Here is an 18,393-nt window from a genome sequence, read left to right on the forward strand (position 1 = left end):
CCACAGGGTGCTTCCACAAGCGGGCACCCTGTAGCAACCGCTATTTTTCCTGAACCTGGAGAATCTTTTTAATCGGTTTTGGGTTGGTCAGCAATGACAGCCCCTGGGCCTTGGGTGGCACCCCCTGTATTGCATCAGTTGACCGACGATTACCCTTGGCCGTAAAACCATCAGCCATTGACACCTCGGCAAAGGCACCGGTTGAAACCTGCACCATCAGCTTGCCCTGCATGGCATTGGTTGGAGGTGCCGCGCCGGAACTATAACCCACAGCCCAGATATACGAGTTACCGCCATATCCGCACACATCATCGGTCGGCCTGAATGTAGTAAAGAAAACCACGCCACTCGGCGATGCTACAGGGTCGGTGATTACACGCTCAGCTGAAAAACCATCTGCCAGGTTATCTAGATTAACAAACCATCCTTTGCTGCCAGCGGGAAGCACGGCCACCGGTGAATCTGTCTGATTAGTCAGCTGTGCTGTGGTAACAGCAGTCGTACAGCCCGGATCAATTTTTTGACCTGAGGCGCTATAGCAAGGTTCTTGAATACCGTACAGGCGACGGCCAATACTTGCATCGTCTATACCTGTTGCTGTCTTGTAAAAGTAACGTCCCGTCCCAAAGTAAAGCCATTGCTTGCCGTTACTGCGGTCCTGGAGTTTGGCAACTGCAGATGTTACTGGGCCTACACCATTAATTACCGTGCTCCACGTCCAAGGCTTGGTAGCATCGTTAGGGTTAATACTCTCATTGGTTACCAGCCTGATAACACCGCCGACATTCCAAACATCAGTTGTTCCATTTTTCTGCACGTAACCGATATATATGACATCATCCTGGTAAAAACCATCTTTTGAAGAATATGCCCGATCATTATCAATGGCTGCATTATAGACAGATCCGGCAAATGCATTTTGAATTCCGGTATTGATTGTCTTCACTAGCGCACCCGTTGCAATATCAACAATAAACAAACGCAACGGCTGATCAGATTTACCGATAAACTGCTTGTTTGCTGCATCAATAGGGCCGGTTGGCCCTGATGCGAACACTGCAAACCAGCGGCCATTCTTGTCTTTTGAGCCTGCCCGAACAATTACCGGACCGGTGGTAGCAAAACCTAAATTACCATTTGTCGCTGTGGCAGATTCGTCCTTGTCTCCACTAAATTCCCAGAGATATTTAGGGGCTACTGGGTTTGTAATATCCAATGCAAAATAACTGGAATAACCAACATCAGCCACCGGAGTCTTAACACAGTTTGTGCCGGTACTCGTTGCACAGGCTGAGGTTCTGTTACGACTCGCCCCACCAAGTCCGGTACTGCCAATCAAAATGGTACGCCAACTGGTGTTTGCATAATCTATGTTTTTTGTGTCATCTGTAGTGATGGCTGTCAAGTCACCGCTATACCTGGTCTGTTTGGGACATTCCCAGTAGCTGGTTGAACAACTCGGATAAGCAGTTGCTACATAGCTTGCAGACGATGGTTTATTAACCGCAACATCTACAATCATTGGTGAGCCATCAACATAAAAAAGATGAGGATAATCAGCAGCGGCAAAATACTTCAGATACGGCATTATCTGCCTGGGAATAAATGCCCATTCCTCTTTTCCGATCTGATCAGCAGCGTTTGCCCTTGTATTCGTACTGGTACCATTTGTGTTGACGGTGTAATCGTTAATTTTGGCTTTATCAGCAAAACAAGTTGACGAGGTAGAGTCGGACTCCAGATTACGACAAGGATCTGTGAGTTCCTTTAGAACCCCCATCCTGAAGGCATGCAGCATGCCGTCATTCGCTCCCACATAGGCCATACCACGATTTTTATAGTCATTAGAGTTAGTAAACTTCTCGTAGGAAGTGTCATTATAGCCGGTAGGGGTGGCTTGATGATACGCATTCAGGCCGACGTTTCCCTGGATTTTGGGGGTCGAGCTGACAATATCGCCCAGACGCCAGGTGCCGTTCGCCCCTGCAATAGTGGCAGCCCTCGAACGGAAGCCGCTCTGGTCGGTGCCACGGATGTACGAAACCAATTTTTCCGCCTCGGTTGCATTGGCAGCCTGCAGGTAGCTCTGAATTGTTGTGCTGGTTTTTAATGCCGTAGTGAACGGTGCAAATCCATTTATTGTATCAAGCGTAGCGTCGCCGGTACGTGTATAAATGGTACGGTTATCGGTTGCAAGATCACGTGCCCATAACTGACGGCCGGCACGCCAGAGACTTCTGACATTTGTAGTATCATCCGGACTGAACGAACCGAGATCCGTGAGCGAAGTCCCTCTCCCTGTATTATCCCTCAGGAGGCGCACAAGGGTCTGGTTGCCATCAAAGTAGAACTGAGCAATATTATCCTGAAGCAGGTTCAACTTGTTATCCGCAACGGTGTCAACCCTAATAGAGCTCAACTGCAAGTACGGGTCCAAGTAGTACCAGAGGTTTTGCAGCTCACCGACCCACGAAACCTCTGTCCCGCTGTCAAAAGCCTTTTTGGGATAGAAAACAGCTTGTAACAGACTCGCGCCACTACCCTCGCTGTTGTTAAGAATAGAGGCAGCCGTACCTGAAGATACCCGTGTCAGTATGTCGTTAAAGGCCTGACCAAGAGCAGCAACCAGTTGCTGGCCTTGTTGCGCCTCAAAGTAGGTATCCGGAATGCCATCGCCGTTTTTATCCCATTCGACGCATTTGGCGTTTGGTGTCGTAGTGCCGCAGCTGGAATCTGTATAAGGCTTACCATCAGCATCTAGATCTTCATAGCCACCATATTTGGCTGCCTGCTTGAGCAGATCACGTCCAACCGCCGAGTCGTCAAAGGCAAACACCGTGTAAATGGTCAAATTTTGTTTGCCGGCGATAGCACCGTTACCCACCGTGGCAGAACGAAGATCCGTATTGTGCGCATAGTACGAAACTCCCGGCAGATAGTAGGTCCCCTCAGAACCGTTGGCACTTGTCGCGTATCTGCTGGTAGCCCCCTCATTTGTGCCGATACTGTCCATCCAGGTCTTGACATTAAAACCGTAACTATCGGTGACCTTGGTTACCTCACCACTCCAGTTACTATTAGGAATATTTCGGTCCTTGGTTGATTCACCGTCAGTTACCACCATGACAAAGTTACGTTGGCAGGTATGGGTGATCGGATCTGTGCTGTAGGTGGTTCCATTATAGGCACTATCTGTCTTCTGAAAATAACGAACCGACTCATAGAGCGTCTCCGCCAGCGGTGTCCACGATGAGGGGTTCCTGGTCTCAATCTGATAAGTGATGGTTGCCGCTGACGCCCCCATTGCTGACGCGATATAGCCGCCATCCTTGTCACCATAGTTACCATCTTCGTACAAGGTGCCGTCTGTATTAAAAAACATTGCGCCGATCCGCAACTCATCAGCGTATTGTGTAACTAGGCCGTCTGTCGGTGGCTGGGTACCGATCAACACCTTCACCTTATAGGTATTAGTATAGGACGAACAACTGCTGGAACTGCATTTGTAGAGGTTTGGACCATCGTCTATCCGGTAGTAGACCCCGGAATAAACCTTGTAGCGGTCCCGGCTGGTATTCTCGAGGCCTATCAGATAATTATTGGTTGTAGCCGTCGAACGAGGATTCGATGGTGAGGTGCTGCTGCCCTGCAGTACCCTGCCACCCACTAGCACCTTGCGAACCACATCTACCCTGCGCATGGTCAGCCAGTTCAGCATGTTCCCCGACCAAAAACTGGTTGTGCTGTAAGTAGCCGTGCTGTCTACCTCAAAATAACCACTGGCATTATATTTATACATTTTGGTAGCATCAAAGTAGCCATAGTAAATGGTGGCTGAATTATAACTACCATCGGCACCCGTTCCGGTTGAGTTCCCCTTGCCGGCGGTCTTGTAGGCAAACTCCTCCATACTGCCGGAGTTATCCACCACTAACAGCAGGTTTGGTTGGACACCGGTTCCGGCCACAAAGGGAGGCACCTGACAGTACTCATTGACGTTGGGGGGGGTGATATTCTGAACCGTGGTAAACGTCATCGGGTAGGCTGCAGCCATGTAGTTACCGGCAAGATCCCTGACGCTGGTAGAAACCGTCACCACATAATCAGCACCATAGGTTAATGCGCCGCTACTCAAGGTAAGGGTGGCTGTTCGATCACCGTTAAAACTGACGTTCCAGGTGCCTCCATTCACCGTTATATTCGTAGCAGTGATAGTGCTGGCCATCATCGCTTCACTGAAGGTTATCTGGATGGTTGGCGTAATCGATACCCCCACCGAACCGGTGACCGGCAGCGTAGCCTGTACGATCGGCGGTGTGGAGTCAGGAGGTACCGTGCTGAAGCTCCAGGAGTAGTTACTCAGCATGGTGTTTCCGGCAAGATCGGCAACTGTATTGTTGATCGTTACCGTATAGGTTGTACCGGGTGACAGGTTTACGCCTGTGGTCAGGTTTGCTTCCTTATCTGCATAGGTGATCGTGTTAGCCCCGGCCGCAGGAGAAAGAGTCATACTCACAGCAGGCGATGCGACTGTCGCGGTATCCATATCTTCACTGAACAGAGCTGAAATAGCAGTGTCAACCGGCACATTGGTGGCACCTGCGCCAGGATAGATCGGAGTAACCGATGGCCTGATCGTATCACTAGCTACTTCTGTTCTGAAATAAAAGTTTCTATCTGAACCAAGGGTATCGTTGTCCCACCTTTCTTTAACATATCTGCTGATGAACACACGGTATATTGTATTGTATTTCAGACTGCTCTGAGGTGTTAAGGTATAGCTGTCATCGTTGGATGTAGGCGAATAGGTGACAGGCACCACCTGCCCAGTAGCATCCTCATGGAGGGTGATTCGATAGCTACCGTTATTGTAAATACTATTCCAACGTACTGTCTGATCGAAATCAATAACAACACTCGTAGACACCGGTACATTCAGGTCACCTGGTGACGTTGAGGTGCCTGGGGTTACCGAATCAATCGACAAAGCCCATACCGATGAAGCAACGCATAGCATCATAAGTGTCGCTGTGAAAATCCGCGTGATACTTTTCATCTCGGCACCTCCTCAACCACGACCAAAACAGCGGTACGACCATCCAGATATGCTGCCACTTGCGCGCTGATCGTTAACTTTGCCGGTCCGGCCTGATCCCCAGTTCCCGCCCTGTGCATGATCTTTGTCTCAGGCCTGATGCGAACATCTCGTTCCCTGCCATCTTTTATTCTGAGCACCATAGAAGTATCATCCAATTTCATAATTTTTCCGCGGACCAGTTCTTCTGCAGAGCTTTGCATCACCATACAAAGAAACATCACAACAGCCATAATTAAATAAGTCGGCCTGTACATAGTTAACCTCCATGCCTGAATCATAAACAGCACCTATTGGGCCAGGATTATCTGTAACGACTTTGCATCCCGCTGCCCCTGATACGGCTTGCCATCGGGCAGCAGGATGGTTGGAGTCGAGTTGATCCCCTGTTCCTGGGCGAATGTGATGACGGCATCCACAGCTGCCGCGCCTGCGTCCCCCTTTAGTTTGGGCAATTCCTTGCCGTCAAAGGCCAGATCAAGATTCTTGCGGTTTTTGGTGGCAAGCACCACCCGCGCCTTGTCGTAAGCCTGGGGATGCAGCTGCCGCAGCGGATAGAGCATGATATGGATGGCCAGGTCAGGCATCAGTTTTTCAAGCTTGAGCAGCTCGCCATGCAGGGTGCGACAGAAGGGGCAGTCCGGATCGGTGAAGACGTACAGCTTTTTGCTGCCCTTGGGGTTGCCGATGGTGAAGGCATGCTTGACTGGAATCTGGGCCGGATCGACACCGGTGAACTGTTTTGGTTTGGGCAGCTCTTTATCATGAGCCGCCACCGGTTCCCTGGTCTGCAGATCTATAACCATCCCCTGCACCAGATGTTTTTTGGCAAAATCGACAAACACCAGTCCGACGCCGCCTGCCTTTTCGAACAGAACCTCAAACAGGCCACGGGCCGGAGCAGGTTTGACCGACTTGACCGTGACACCGGCAAATGAAAGCAGCTTGTTGGCTTCCTCAAGCGACAGGCTATGGCACGCTGAGCATTCCTGAGTACCACAACCGTCCTTCTCGGCAGGCATTTTTGCCAACACAGGGCTACAAAACAGGGCAACCGCAACGATGATGAGCAGGATACGTGACATGCAGCAGGATTCCTTTCGACGTGACATGTTCATGGGGCGCAGGGTACCAAGCAAAAACAGTACCACGTGCAGGAGCCAGCATAAGTATCCGTATTTGTTTGTTTTTGATCGGGCACATGAACGTGCCGCGCATTTTTTGCGGAGTAGAGAGCAAAAACAGGCGGTAATGGTATGCAATAATTGCGTACCTACAGGTCAACCCAGGTGCCGTTACTGCAACGGCGCAGACGGTAGCCGTTTGCTGATGAGTTGGCGGTGAGTGCCATGGCGGTGTCATTGCCGGCCACCAGGTAGACCGTGCCGGCGTTACTGGAAAGATCCTGATTGCAGACCATGGAGTTGTTGACCTGGAAGGTGATGCCATCATTTGTGGCAGCCAAGCCGGGTATCGGGCCACAACTGCCATACCCGTAACGCAGTCCCCCTCCCCTGCCGACAATCTTGACAGTACTCTGCACCTGGTCATCGGCGGTGTTCCACTGGTTATCCGGACCACGCCCGGTTGCAAGACAGGCCAATCCGGTTGCAGGGTTGAAGGTTACGGCCTGGGAGCTGTCGGAAGAGAGTGCCAGCCCTCTGGCTTCTCTGACCAACAGACAGATGTCGCCCATGGCGGTTTTGAGGGCACAACCGCTGTAGAAGTTTGCTGCAAGCGGTGTGGCTATGGCCCCCAGACAGGCGATGATGGCAACCACGATCAGCAGCTCAACCAGTGTGAACCCGCCTGCAACGGCTTGTTTATATGTCCTTGCCTGCACCGTGACCTCCGGCTATTCATCGGTTAATTACCGATGAATTTAAACGGAGATATACCACGGATTATTGGTTATTCAAGTCCGTACTCTTTCAATGTATACTACAGAGCCCGGTGACTGATCTCCGAGACCTTGGCGGGGGTAAATATACATTTTAGGTTGACGCCACCCTGAAGCATAGTTACACAATGCCAAGAAGTCTATTCTGACTGACGGAGGCGGTATGAAGAAAAAAGCAAAAAGCACCGCCTGTCTTACCGGTATAGTTCGATCATCAGCTGCAGAATACCTGACCTTCGTTGCTGCCAATGGCAAAGGAGGCGTCGAGGCCATTTACGCTGATGAAAACGTCTGGCTCACCCAAAAGATGATTGCAGTGCTCTACGATGTTGATGTCAGGACTGTCAACTACCATCTGAAAAAGGTTTTTTCAGATGGTGAGTTGCAGGAGCATTCAGTTATCCAAATTTTTAGGATAACTGCCGCAGATAACAAAAACTACGACACCAAGCATTACAACCTGTCCGCCATCATTGCTGTTGGCTACAAGGTTAACTCCGAACGGGCTGTACAGTTCAGAAAGTGGGCCACAGGCATTGTTGAATCTTTTACCATCAAAGGCTTCGCAATGGACGATGAACGCCTGAAGAACGATGGTTCAGTGTTGACCAAGCAGTATTTTGAGGAGCAGTTGCAACGGATTCGGGAAATTCGTCTGTCAGAACGTAAATTTTACCAGAAGATCACCGACATCTATACCACATCGATTGATTACGACGTCACAGCTCAGGCCACCAAACGCTTTTTCGCCACCGTACAAAACAAACTGCATTGGGCTATTCATGGTCAGACCGCGGCAGAGGTCATCTATCACCGAGCCGATGCCGGAAAAGAAAACATGGGCCTAGCCACTTGGAAGGATGCACCTACCGGGAAAATCCAGAAATTTGATGTTGTTGTTGCCAAGAACTACTTGAATGAAACTGAAATGGCACAGCTACAACGTCTAGTATCCGCCTATCTTGATCTGGCTGAAGATATGGCTCTGCGCCAGATACCTATGACAATGCAGGACTGGGAAACCCGGTTGAACCGCTTTATTGAAGCTACTGACCGAGAGGTGTTGCAGGACACAGGAAGAGTTACGGCTGAGATCGCCAAAACACATGCTGAGAGCGAATTTGAAAAATATCGCATTGTTCAGGATCGCCTGTTTGAATCTGACTTTGATCGTTTAGTAAAACAGTTGCCGCATAACAAGAACGACAACGAATGATCATTCAAGCCCGTACTCTTTCAGTTTATACTGCAGGGCCCGGTGACTGATTTCCAGGATTTTGGCGGCCTGGGTACGATTGCCACTCGTCCGCTCCAGGGCCCGGCGGATCAGGTCCATCTCCATGGTCCGTTCAGCCTGTTTGATGGAAAGGTTGTCAGTGCCGGGTTGATCTGTCTCTGAGATGACGGAGGTCAGACAGCATTCGTTGAGTTGGTCGCCATCACACAGTACCAGGCTGCGCTCGATCACATTCTCCAATTCGCGCACGTTACCGGGCCAGCCATGGGCCATCAGTTGTCGAAGCGCGCTGGAGGTCAGGCGCGGGATTTGCTCACGGCCGATACGGGCACTGCAGCTGCGCACGAACTGATCAGCCAAAAGTGGCAGATCGTCCAGCCGCTCTCGCAGCGGCGGCAGTTGTAAGGTAAAGACGTTCAGACGGAAGAAAAGATCCTCACGAAAACGGCCCGACGCCACCTCAGCCTGCAGATCACGGGCCGTGGCAGAGACCACCCGCACATCCACCCGCTGGGAGACCGCCGCACCCACCCGCCTGATTTCTCCCTCCTGCAGCACCCGCAACAGCTTGACCTGCAGCGGTGGCGGCATCTCGCCAACTTCGTCCAGCAGCAGGGTACCGCTGTTGGCCTGTTCGAACAGCCCGGCCTTGTCATTGATAGCGCCGGTGAAGGCCCCCTTGACATGGCCGAACAACTCACTTTCCAGCAGATGTTCAGAAATAGCGCCGCAGTTGACCGCCACAAACGGGTGTTGAGCGCGTGCACCGCTCGTGTGAATGGCCCGCGCCACCAGTTCTTTACCGGTGCCTGACTCACCCTGAATCAACACGGTGGTCTTCAGGTCGGCCACCCGACTGATCTGATCATAGAGCGCCAGCATGGCCGGGTTACGGCCGATCAGGCCGTGGAACGAACTGCCGCTGACCGCCTGGGCCCGCAACTGACGGTTTTCCTCTTTCAGCCGCTCGCGCTCCTCTGCCTTTTTGAGCACGATGATGATCTCATCCTGCTTGAACGGCTTGGAGATGAAGTCGTAGGCCCCCTGCTGCATGCAGGCCACCGCCGTATCGACACTGCCGTAGGCGGTCATCATGATGATCGGCGCTGTCACACCACGTTCAAGGGCCTGTTGCAGAAAGGCATGGCCATCCATTTCCGGCATCCTGATATCACACAGGATAAAGTCGTATACCTGGGCTGCCAGACGCTGCAGCGCTTCCCTGCCGCTGGCAGCACCATCAACGCTGAAACCCTGCTTACGCAGCATGGCCGTCAGCATATGCCGCAGATTCTCTTCGTCATCGATAATCAAGATATGCCGTTGACTCATCAGCTGAGACCTGCCTCATCTGCGGCTGGCAGATGCACGGTAAAGCAACTGCCTTTGCCAGGACTGCTCTCCACCGTGATCCTGCCGCCGAAGCCCTCGATGATCCGGGTTGAGATGGCAAGCCCCAGGCCGGTCCCTCGTCCGGGGTCCTTGGTGGTAAAAAAGGGATCGAAGATCCTGCCCAGATCCTTTTCGGCAATACCGCTGCCGGTGTCTTGCACGCGAATCTGGACCGGCAGGTGCGTCTTTTGTGGGTCGTCAGCGCAGACCTCCACCAGCAACTGGCCTTTATCCGGCATGGCATCATGGCTGTTGATCAGCAGATTGATCAGCACCTGCTGCAGCTGGTGCGGATCAAGATTAACCAGCGGCACCTGACCGGGACAACGAACCTCGACCCGGCACTGCTTGAACAGCCCCTGATGCTGCAGCAGTTCCACCGTGGCAACCACCAGCGGCCCCAGCGTCACCAACTCAAAGGCCGGGCTCTTCGGTCGAGCGTAGTCCAGCAGCCCGCGCACGATCCTATCAATCCGGGAACAGCCCTGTTGAATACGCTGCAGGTATTCGGTTTGGACCTGATTATCAGCCACTTCGGCAGACAGCAACTCGGCATAGCCCATCACCGATGCCAGGGGGGTGCCGATCTCATGGGCCGTGCCGGCAGCCAGCAGCCCCACCGAGGCCATCTTTTCGGAGCGGACCGCCTCTTCCCGCGCCTGTTCAAGGTTGCGGTTGACCTGTTCCAGGGTCTTGACATAGGAACCGACTTCATTCTGCTTTTGCAACAGGACCGAAGACATGCCGTTGAACGATTCAGCCAGCCTGGCCAGTTCAAGGGGCCCCGCCACCGCCACCTGGTGACCATAGACACCGCCGGTGATCCGCTCGGTGGCAGTCAGCAGACGATTGACCGGCCTTACCACAATGCGTGACAGGATAGCGGAACCGAACCCCAGCAACAGGATGAAATCAAGGGCGAAGTAGGCCATGAACAGCTGACGCGAACGCTGCAGCCGCAGCTGTTCTCCGGCCAGAGAGAGTACCAGACCGGCACGGCCCACACTTTGACCATCGCGCAGCACCGGCGCGGTGCGGGCCAGGGAAGCGCCGCCAGCCAGTATGACGCCGGCATCAGAACGTTCTGCGGAAGCTATGAACGGTTGAAACTGGTCGCTGCCGTCCCTACCGACGGTGTAGATCACCTTACCGTTCCCATCCAACAGCGTCAGCCGCTCGAAGGATTGCTCTTCGGCAAGCTTGCCGGCATAGATGGCAGCCGATGCGTCCAGCGGCAGCATCCCTTCGGGGAAGGTCGGCAGTTGCTCCGGCAGCTGATTGACAAAGGTAGCCAGCAGCATGCGGGCGTGGTCGGCCTTTTGTGCAAAGAGATCGCGTTCGGCAGTGGTCAGGGCAAACAGGCTGAACAACACCCAGGTGAGCACCAGCAGACAGGCCAGGGAGGCCAGGATGGAGAAGGTGAGGCTGGGTCGATAGCCGCGCACGGCGCTATGTACCCAGCTGCAGGTACCACTGGATCAGTTGAGGGCCGAAAAATATATAGAGCACAGCCCCCAAGGCCAGGTAGGGGCCAAACGGAATGGCCAGATGGCGGTCCTTGCGCTGCACTGCCATGATCGACAGTCCGGCCACCGTTCCCACCAGCGATGAGGCAAAGATGATGAACGGGATGGCCTGCAGTCCGAGAAAGGCCCCCATCATGGCCAGCAGCTTGGCATCGCCCCCCCCCATCCCTTCCCTGCCGGTCAACCAGAGGTACCCGTAAAAGATCAGGGCCAGACTCCCCCAGCCAACCACAATGCCGAGCAACGACGACAGCCAACCGTGGTCAGGCAGAAAGAAAGAGCTTAAAAATCCCAGGATGATGCCGGGCAGTGAGATCTCATCGGGGATAATCTGGTGATCGAAATCGATGAAGGTGATCACCACCAGGGCGGCGCAGAACAAAAACATGATCAGCAGCGGCAACGAGGGACCGTACTTGAAAAATAGCAGCATAGCCAGTAAACCGGTTAACAGCTCAACCAGTGGATAACGGAAGGAAAACGGAGCCTTGCATGACCGGCAACGACCACGCAGCGCAATCCAGCTCAGGATCGGGATATTGTCGTACCAGCGGATCGCGGCACCGCAGCCCATGCAACGCGAACCAGGCGAAACGACCGATTGCTCGAGCGGCAGGCGGTAGATGCAGACATTCAGAAACGAGCCCACCACGGCGCCGAACAGGAAGGCAAACAGGGCCAACATGGCGGTGGGCGGCACGGTCATTCCTCGCCGAACCCGTCACGGATCAGGTCACTGATGACCTGCAGGGCCTCAACCTCATCAGGCCCGGATACCGTCAGCCGGACAATAGTTCCTTTGGCGGCGGCCAGCATCATGATCCCCATGATACTTTTACCGTTCACCTCCACCCCTTCGCGGGCCAGCTTCACATCCGACTGAAACCGGCTGGCGGTCTTAACAAACAGGGCCGACGCCCGGGCATGGAGTCCCAACTTGTTTATGATCTCACATTCCTGTTGCAGCATGATCCCTCGTCACTTATTTCAGAAATTCACCGGCCACGATGATGCTTTCGTGACCGCAACGCTGCAGCGTGGCAGCCAGCTCTTCCAGGGGCAACCGCTCCCGGCGCGAAATAAATTCGACCATCATCGGCAGATTGACACCGGTCACCACTTCGACCTGCCCCTCTTTCAAAAACGACATGCCGGTGTTGGAAGGGGTTCCGCCGAACATGTCGGTCATAATCACCGCCCCGTCGGCCCCTACCCGCTCCAGGCTCTCTGCAATCCGGCCGGTCAACTGATCCGGCGCATCTTCGGGGTGCAGCTCAACCGCCTCGCAGCGTTCAAGTTCGCCGGTTATCATGGCCGTTGCTCTCAGCAGCTCTCCGGCCAGGCCGGCATGGGTTACCACCACAAGTCCAATCATTACCTGTTATCCCTTCTCATGATCACGGTGGCTACAGCGCACCTGCAAACCGTTGTCTCGCAGCTGACGTGCGGTTTCTTCAACAATGGCCACCGAGCGGTGACGCCCGCCGGTGCAGCCGATGGCTATGGTCAGATAGCTCTTGCCTTCCCGGCGATAGGCCGGTATCAGAAAATCCAGCAGCTTGATAAAGATCTTCAAAAACTCGCCGGTTTCCGGTTTTTCAAGCACATACTGCCGTACCCCGTCATCCAGCCCGGTTTGCGGCCGCAATTCGGGGATGAAGTGGGGGTTGGGCAGGAAGCGCACATCCATCACCATGTTTGCATCCAACGGCACTCCATAGCGAAAACCGAACGAGATCAGCTCGACATTGAAATGACCGCTGCCTTCCTCACCCCGGATGATGGTGATGACCTGATCTTTTAACTGGTGAACCGTGAACTCCGAGGTATCGATCAGTCGGGTGGCATTCTGGCGCAGCCAGGCCAGTTGCTCCCGCTCGATCCTGATCGCCTCCGGCACGCTGCAGTGCTCTTCTGCCGGATGACGCCGCCTGGTTTCGGAGAAACGGCGGATCAGCACCTCATCGGAGGCATCAAAGAACAGCACCTCCATCTGATGCCCAGCTTCACGCAACTCGCCAAACGAAGCCTCGATACTGCCGGTCAGATCACGGGCACGGATATCGGTCACCAGCACCACACCCTCAAACTGCTCGCCCGATTTTTCAATCAGCTCGACAAACTGACGGAACAGGCGCACCGGCAGGTTGTCGATACAGTAGAAGCCCTCATCCTCAAGGGCCTTAACCGCTGTCGACTTGCCCGAGCCGGACATGCCGGTGATCACCACGATCCGCATCGTCTACTCCACCTCATCGCCCAGCTGCCGGACCTCCATCCGGTTCAGCAGCCGTTCCTGAAAATCACGGGCCGAGTGATAACCCATTCCTTTCAGCAGAAAATTACGGGCCGCCACCTCAATGATAGCTGCCAGGTTCCGCCCCGGCCGCACCGGTAGCACCAGATGGGGCAGATCAACCCCCAGGATGGTGGTTTTACGATCGTCGATACCCAGCCGATCGTATTCCTGCTCCGGATCCCACTCCTCAAGTTCCAGCACCAGATCGATAATCTTCTTGTCGCGGATCGAAGAGACCCCGTACAGATCCTTGATATTGATAATACCAAGGCCGCGAATCTCCATCAGATGCTGGATCTGCTGTTCCGATTGGCCCACCAGCGAGGCCGGCATCTTCTTTTTGATGAACACCATGTCATCGGCCACCAGTCGATGGCCGCGAATAACCAGATCAAGCGCGCATTCGCTCTTGCCGATACCGCTCTTGCCGGTCAACAACACACCGACCCCCAGCACATCCACCAGCACCCCGTGCAGGTGGGTAACGGGCAGCAAACGCTCTTCAAGAAATTTGGTGATCAGCGAGATGAAGGTTGATGACTGGTGGTGCGTACCCAATACCGGGATAGCGGCCGACTCTGCCACTTCAAGGAAGACAGACGGCGGAACCAGCCCCTTGGTAACAATAAAGCAGGAGATCGGAAAGGCGCACAATGCCTGGGCGTGAGCCTGGGCAACCTGCGGCTCCAGCTGACTCAGATAGGATATTTCGGTATTGCCCAGCACCTGAATCCGATCTGGATGCAGATGTTCGGTATAGCCGGTTAGAGCCAGACCCGGCTTTTGAATACGGGACGAGGTGACCTGGTGCCCCAGCCCGCCGGCACCGGCCAGCAGACGGAGCTCAAGGCCATACTCAGTCTCGTTCAGTAGCTCTTGAATGGCAAGCGCGACGCTGTCCATGGGTGGGTAGAGAGTGCCGGGGAACCTGGGTTCCCCGGCGTCTGATATCAGGCCCGCTGGGGAGCGATCAGGCCAAAGTTGCCGTCTTTACGACGGTAGACCACGTTGATTTCACCGGAAACGGCATCGGTGAACACCAGGAAGTCTTTGTGCAGCAGGTCCATTTGCATCACGGCCTCATCCACCGACATCGGCTTGGCGGTCTCGATCTTGGTGGTGATCACCACCGGCTCGCTGCTGGTTTCGATGCTCTCGGCCTGGAAGATCTGCTTGGACATGGCGCGGCCGCTGGCCTCGCTGGCCGGTTTGTGGGCCTTCAGACGCTCCTTGTAACGCTTGAGCTGACGCTCGATCTTGTCGATGACGGCATCCACAGCGGCGTACATGTCGTTGGTGGCCTCGGATGCCTTGGTGTTGACCCCTTTTGCATTAACCACGATCTCAACGATGTGGCGAATCTTCTCCACCGTGAAATAGACCTGGGCATTGATCGGGCCATCGATATATTTTTTTACCCGCTCCAGTTTTTCCTCGGCGTAGGCCTTCAGCGCCTCGCTCTGCTCCATATGCCGAAAAGTGGTGGTAACATTCATGTGAACTTCCTCCTCGTGGTGTAGTTCCCCTCCGTGGGGAAAGTATATCAGAAATGTCGCCGGCGTTCCGACGACGATCCGATTTTAAGCATTTCGCGATATTTGGTGACTGTCCGCCGGGCGATATTAACCGTCTCGTCCGAGAGCATCTCGGCGATCTTTTGATCCGAGAGCGGCTTGCGGGCGTCTTCCTTGTCGATGATATCCTTGATCCGACTCTTGACGCTCTCCGACGAAACCGAATCACCATCGGAGGTGGACAGACTGCTGTTGAAGAAGTATTTCAGCTCATACAGCCCCTGCGGGGTCTGCATGTACTTGTTGGTGGTTACCCGGCTGATGGTGGATTCGTGCATGCCGATATCCTCGGCCACATCCCGCAGCACCAGCGGCCGCAGCCCCTCGACCCCACGCTCCAGAAACTCGCGCTGAAACTTGACGATACTCTTGGCTACCCGGAAGATGGTGCGCTGGCGTTGCTGGATACTCTTGATCAGCCACTGTGCCGCCCGCATCTTGTCGCTGACATATTCGTCAGCCTTGGCATCCAGACCGCCGCCGGCCTTGGCCTCGAGATAATGCGGTGACAAGCGCAGGCTGGGCAGTCCGTCCTCATTCAGCATCACCACGTAGTCATCAGCCACCTTGTGTACAAAGATGTCCGGCGAGATGTAGTGAGTGTCTTCGCTGGTATAGACCGAACCGGGTCGCGGATCCAAGCCGGCAATCAGCTTGGCGGCCGTCACCACGTGCTCCACGTCGCAGCGCAAGGCACGCGCTATAGGACGATAGTTACGGGTCTCCAGGTCCTTGAGGTGGTGCTCCAGGATCGCCTCGACCAGGCTGCCGCCCATACCCAGTGCGCGGGCCTGCACCAGCAGACACTCCTGCAGGTTACGGGCAGCGATACCGGGCGGGTCGAATTCCTGAATCCTGCCAAGGATCGCCTCGGCCGTATCTTCCGGCAGACCGCAGCTTGCTGCCAGTTCCGGCAGTGAGGCCCGAAAGTAGCCATCGTCATCCAGATTGCCGATGATCTCTTCACCAAAGCGGATCTCTGTGTCGCTGAAGTGCCCCATATGCAGCTGCCAGCGCAGGTGATCACCCAGCGTCCCCTTACGGGTCAATAGCGCTTCAAAGGAAGGCCGATCGTCATCATCGTTGTACTGCTCACCGGCGCTGTAGTTATACCCATCCAGGTAGCTGTCCCAGTCGCGCAGCGTCTCCTCGCCGGCCTCTACCTCGTCGTAGGACTCAGGTTGCGGCTCCTGATCGTCGCGCTGCTCGGCCTCATCGGCCTCCAGCTGCTGATCACCGTCGCGGGCCTCGTCCGGGTCCAGCACCTCTTCCAGCAGCGGGTTCTCCTCCAGCTCCTGGCTCACCACATCCTGCAACTCGATGCGGGTCAGCTGCAGCAGCTTGATGGCCTGTTGCAACTGGGGGGTCATCACCAGTTGCTGGGTCATCTTGAGCTGTTGCCGCATCTCCATTGCCATGAACGCTCTCCCGTGTGCCGCCTGTGGTTACAGGCGGAACGCCTCGCCCAGATAGATCTCCCGGGCCTTGCGACTGTTGGCTATCTCTTCGGGTGTGCCATATTCCAGCACCTGTCCCTCATTGACGATGTAGGCTGCGTCGCAGACCCCCAGAGTCTCCCGCACGTTGTGGTCCGAGATCAGCACCCCGATGTTGCGTGCCTTCAAGGCCACAATCAGGTTCTGAATGTCGGCCACGGCGATCGGGTCGATACCGGCAAACGGCTCATCCAGCAGTACAAAGGAGGGCTTGGTGATCAGGGCCCGGGCGATCTCCACCCGTCGCCGCTCACCGCCGGACAGGGCGTAGCCCATGGTGGCGGCCACATGCCGGATACCAAATTCGTCCAGCAGCTCATCGCGCCGATGCAGCCGCAACTCCGGATCGGGTTCCACCGTCTCCAGAATCGCCATCAGGTTATCGGCCACCGACAGCTTACGGAAGACCGAGGCTTCCTGGGGCAGATAGCTGATACCGCGCCGGGCCCGCAGGTGCATCGGCAGGCCGGACAGATCTTCGTCGTTGATGAACACCCGTCCGCTGTCAGGCAGCGTCAGCCCCACCACCATGTAGAAGGTGGTGGTCTTGCCGGCGCCATTGGGACCCAGCAGGCCGATCACCTGCCCGGACTGCAGCGAGAGGTCGACCCCCTTGACCACCTGCCGCTTGCCGTAGCTCTTGCAGAGCCCTTCGGCACGCAGCATGCCGTGATTATTGTTTGTTGGCGTCATGCTTCTTGTCACTCTTTTTGGGAGCGTTGCCCGACTTGGGGTGAATCACCGCCTCGACCCGTGCGTTGTCGCCGCTCTGCACTTCGCTACGCTCTTCGTCCAGATAGTAGATGATCACCTTGCCGGTAACCGTGTCGGTATCCTGGCTGACACGGGGGTTTTCGGTCAGCGTGATCTTGCCCAGCTTGCTCTCATAGACGGCATGGCCACCGGTGCCGACCCGGTTGGTCTGCAGGATGCGCACATTGCCGATGGCTATGATCTTGTCCACCTCGTCGTCGCTCTCGCCGTAGTACACCTCCAGGCGGTCGGAGTAGATGGTCACATCGTCCTGACGGGCCACCACACGGCCGGTAAAGACGGCCTGCTTCGCCTCGTTGTAGGCCTGCAGCTGATCAGACTTAACCGTGATCGGTTGTGCCGAGCGATCCTTGGTGGCCTTTTTTTCAACCGGCTGCGGCGCAGCCCAGGCCAGCGAGAGCATCAGCATCAGCAGGAGCAGTGCAGCCACGAGCCGCTTAACGTTTTGCATGGTTCCCCTCGATTACGGCATTCACCTGACTCAAAAAACGAACCTGTTCAGTCTTCAGCGAGGCCTCCATACCACGGGCCTTCAGCCTCAAGCGACCATCCAGCACACTGACCCCGTGATCGGTCCGCAACAGACTGGTGGCCGGCAGGTATAGCAGTTGGTCGGTGTCGAAGATCATCCCCTTGCGGGTAACGGCATGCACCGCACCTTCCATGGTTACCAGTTGTTTCGATTCCTGATACCTGCCGGTTCGGGAGGTGATCACCACCCCGCCGGTCTTGCCCTCAAAGGTCTCAAGACGAACCTTCTTGAGATGCACCACACCCGGTTCCTTGTCATAATCAGCCCGGTCAGCCACCAGTTCCCACAACGTGGCATCGTCACGCATCGCTGAAAAACGGACCTGGTTCATGGACATGTCGACGTCGGGCGAGGATGCCTGGGGGACCGTTTCAGGTGAGTTTGCACGTTGCTGCCGGGAGACAATAGCCACCACCAGCACCAAGGTCGGCACCAGTATGGCTATGGCCAGTATCTGCTTGATTCGCCTTGGGCTCAGCTTCAGCATGGCGTCACTATACCATCGCCACTATGGGCTGTCCAGCGCATACCTGGTTGCCTGCTGCACAGTTGGCACAAAGCTTGAATG

The 18,393-nt window shown here is 55.1% G+C and carries 17 protein-coding genes; 1 reads left to right on the forward strand and 16 read right to left on the reverse strand.

Annotation, left to right across the window (positions count from 1 at the left end):
* Positions 1 to 40: 40 nt before the first annotated feature.
* The 4 genes from RBQ93_RS10335 to RBQ93_RS10350 all read right to left on the reverse strand — a co-directional run bounded on the left by RBQ93_RS10335 (position 41) and on the right by RBQ93_RS10350 (position 6,938).
* On the reverse strand, positions 41 to 5,056 hold the full coding sequence (locus tag RBQ93_RS10335; RefSeq protein ID WP_320372041.1) for an Ig-like domain-containing protein: 5,016 nt from the start codon (positions 5,054 to 5,056) through the stop codon (positions 41 to 43).
* On the reverse strand, positions 5,053 to 5,376 hold the full coding sequence (locus tag RBQ93_RS10340; protein WP_320372042.1) for a hypothetical protein: 324 nt from the start codon (positions 5,374 to 5,376) through the stop codon (positions 5,053 to 5,055). The genes RBQ93_RS10335 and RBQ93_RS10340 overlap by 4 nt, the downstream gene beginning before the upstream one ends.
* Before the next feature lie 9 nt (positions 5,377 to 5,385).
* Positions 5,386 to 6,180: a DsbC family protein gene (locus RBQ93_RS10345; RefSeq protein WP_320372043.1), complete on the reverse strand. Its 795-nt coding sequence runs from the start codon at positions 6,178 to 6,180 to the stop codon at positions 5,386 to 5,388.
* Positions 6,181 to 6,368: 188 nt separating this feature from the next.
* Positions 6,369 to 6,938, reverse strand: a complete 570-nt coding sequence (locus RBQ93_RS10350) for a Tfp pilus assembly protein FimT/FimU (protein WP_320372044.1) — start codon at positions 6,936 to 6,938, stop codon at positions 6,369 to 6,371.
* 220 nt (positions 6,939 to 7,158) lie between these two features.
* Here RBQ93_RS10350 and RBQ93_RS10355 point away from each other — a divergent pair, with 220 nt between their 5' ends.
* Positions 7,159 to 8,211, forward strand: a complete 1,053-nt coding sequence (locus RBQ93_RS10355) for a virulence RhuM family protein (RefSeq protein ID WP_320372045.1) — start codon at positions 7,159 to 7,161, stop codon at positions 8,209 to 8,211.
* On the opposite strand, the gene RBQ93_RS10360 is transcribed toward RBQ93_RS10355, so the two are convergent.
* Genes RBQ93_RS10360 through lptC form a run of 12 tightly spaced genes read right to left on the reverse strand, consistent with a single transcriptional unit; the run spans position 8,212 to position 18,312 of the window.
* Entirely contained in the window at positions 8,212 to 9,564 is a 1,353-nt protein-coding gene (locus RBQ93_RS10360) for a sigma-54 dependent transcriptional regulator (protein ID WP_320372046.1), read from the reverse strand. It lies immediately after the preceding gene.
* Positions 9,564 to 11,069 carry a sensor histidine kinase gene (locus RBQ93_RS10365; RefSeq protein ID WP_320372047.1) on the reverse strand — a complete coding sequence of 502 codons (1,506 nt, stop codon included), beginning with the start codon at positions 11,067 to 11,069 and terminating at the stop codon, positions 9,564 to 9,566. Before RBQ93_RS10365 ends, RBQ93_RS10360 begins: the two co-directional genes overlap by 1 nt.
* Positions 11,070 to 11,073: 4 nt before the next feature.
* On the reverse strand, positions 11,074 to 11,856 hold the full coding sequence (locus RBQ93_RS10370; RefSeq protein ID WP_320372048.1) for an A24 family peptidase: 783 nt from the start codon (positions 11,854 to 11,856) through the stop codon (positions 11,074 to 11,076).
* Positions 11,853 to 12,119, reverse strand: coding sequence for an HPr family phosphocarrier protein (locus RBQ93_RS10375; protein WP_320372049.1), 267 nt, complete (start codon positions 12,117 to 12,119; stop codon positions 11,853 to 11,855). Before RBQ93_RS10375 ends, RBQ93_RS10370 begins: the two co-directional genes overlap by 4 nt.
* Positions 12,120 to 12,132: 13 nt before the next feature.
* Positions 12,133 to 12,525: a PTS sugar transporter gene (locus tag RBQ93_RS10380; RefSeq protein ID WP_320372050.1), complete on the reverse strand. Its 393-nt coding sequence runs from the start codon at positions 12,523 to 12,525 to the stop codon at positions 12,133 to 12,135.
* Between the two features lie 6 nt (positions 12,526 to 12,531).
* Positions 12,532 to 13,389, reverse strand: coding sequence for an RNase adapter RapZ (gene rapZ, locus RBQ93_RS10385; RefSeq protein WP_320372051.1), 858 nt, complete (start codon positions 13,387 to 13,389; stop codon positions 12,532 to 12,534).
* A gap of 3 nt (positions 13,390 to 13,392) precedes the next feature.
* Positions 13,393 to 14,352, reverse strand: coding sequence for an HPr(Ser) kinase/phosphatase (hprK, locus tag RBQ93_RS10390; RefSeq protein ID WP_320372052.1), 960 nt, complete (start codon positions 14,350 to 14,352; stop codon positions 13,393 to 13,395).
* Between the two features lie 47 nt (positions 14,353 to 14,399).
* Complete coding sequence (gene hpf / locus RBQ93_RS10395) at positions 14,400 to 14,945, reverse strand: ribosome hibernation-promoting factor, HPF/YfiA family (RefSeq protein WP_320372053.1); 546 nt, start codon at positions 14,943 to 14,945, stop codon at positions 14,400 to 14,402.
* Positions 14,946 to 14,992: 47 nt separating this feature from the next.
* Complete coding sequence (gene rpoN, locus RBQ93_RS10400) at positions 14,993 to 16,441, reverse strand: RNA polymerase factor sigma-54 (RefSeq protein WP_320372054.1); 1,449 nt, start codon at positions 16,439 to 16,441, stop codon at positions 14,993 to 14,995.
* A gap of 27 nt (positions 16,442 to 16,468) precedes the next feature.
* Positions 16,469 to 17,212 carry an LPS export ABC transporter ATP-binding protein gene (lptB, locus tag RBQ93_RS10405; RefSeq protein ID WP_320372055.1) on the reverse strand — a complete coding sequence of 248 codons (744 nt, stop codon included), beginning with the start codon at positions 17,210 to 17,212 and terminating at the stop codon, positions 16,469 to 16,471.
* Positions 17,193 to 17,744: a lipopolysaccharide transport periplasmic protein LptA gene (lptA, locus tag RBQ93_RS10410; protein ID WP_320372056.1), complete on the reverse strand. Its 552-nt coding sequence runs from the start codon at positions 17,742 to 17,744 to the stop codon at positions 17,193 to 17,195. The genes lptB and lptA overlap by 20 nt, the downstream gene beginning before the upstream one ends.
* Positions 17,731 to 18,312 carry an LPS export ABC transporter periplasmic protein LptC gene (gene lptC / locus RBQ93_RS10415; RefSeq protein WP_320372057.1) on the reverse strand — a complete coding sequence of 194 codons (582 nt, stop codon included), beginning with the start codon at positions 18,310 to 18,312 and terminating at the stop codon, positions 17,731 to 17,733. The genes lptA and lptC overlap by 14 nt, the downstream gene beginning before the upstream one ends.
* Positions 18,313 to 18,393 lie beyond the last annotated feature (81 nt).

The organism is Trichlorobacter sp. (assembly GCF_034008105.1).
Classification (GTDB): domain Bacteria; phylum Desulfobacterota; class Desulfuromonadia; order Geobacterales; family Pseudopelobacteraceae; genus Trichlorobacter.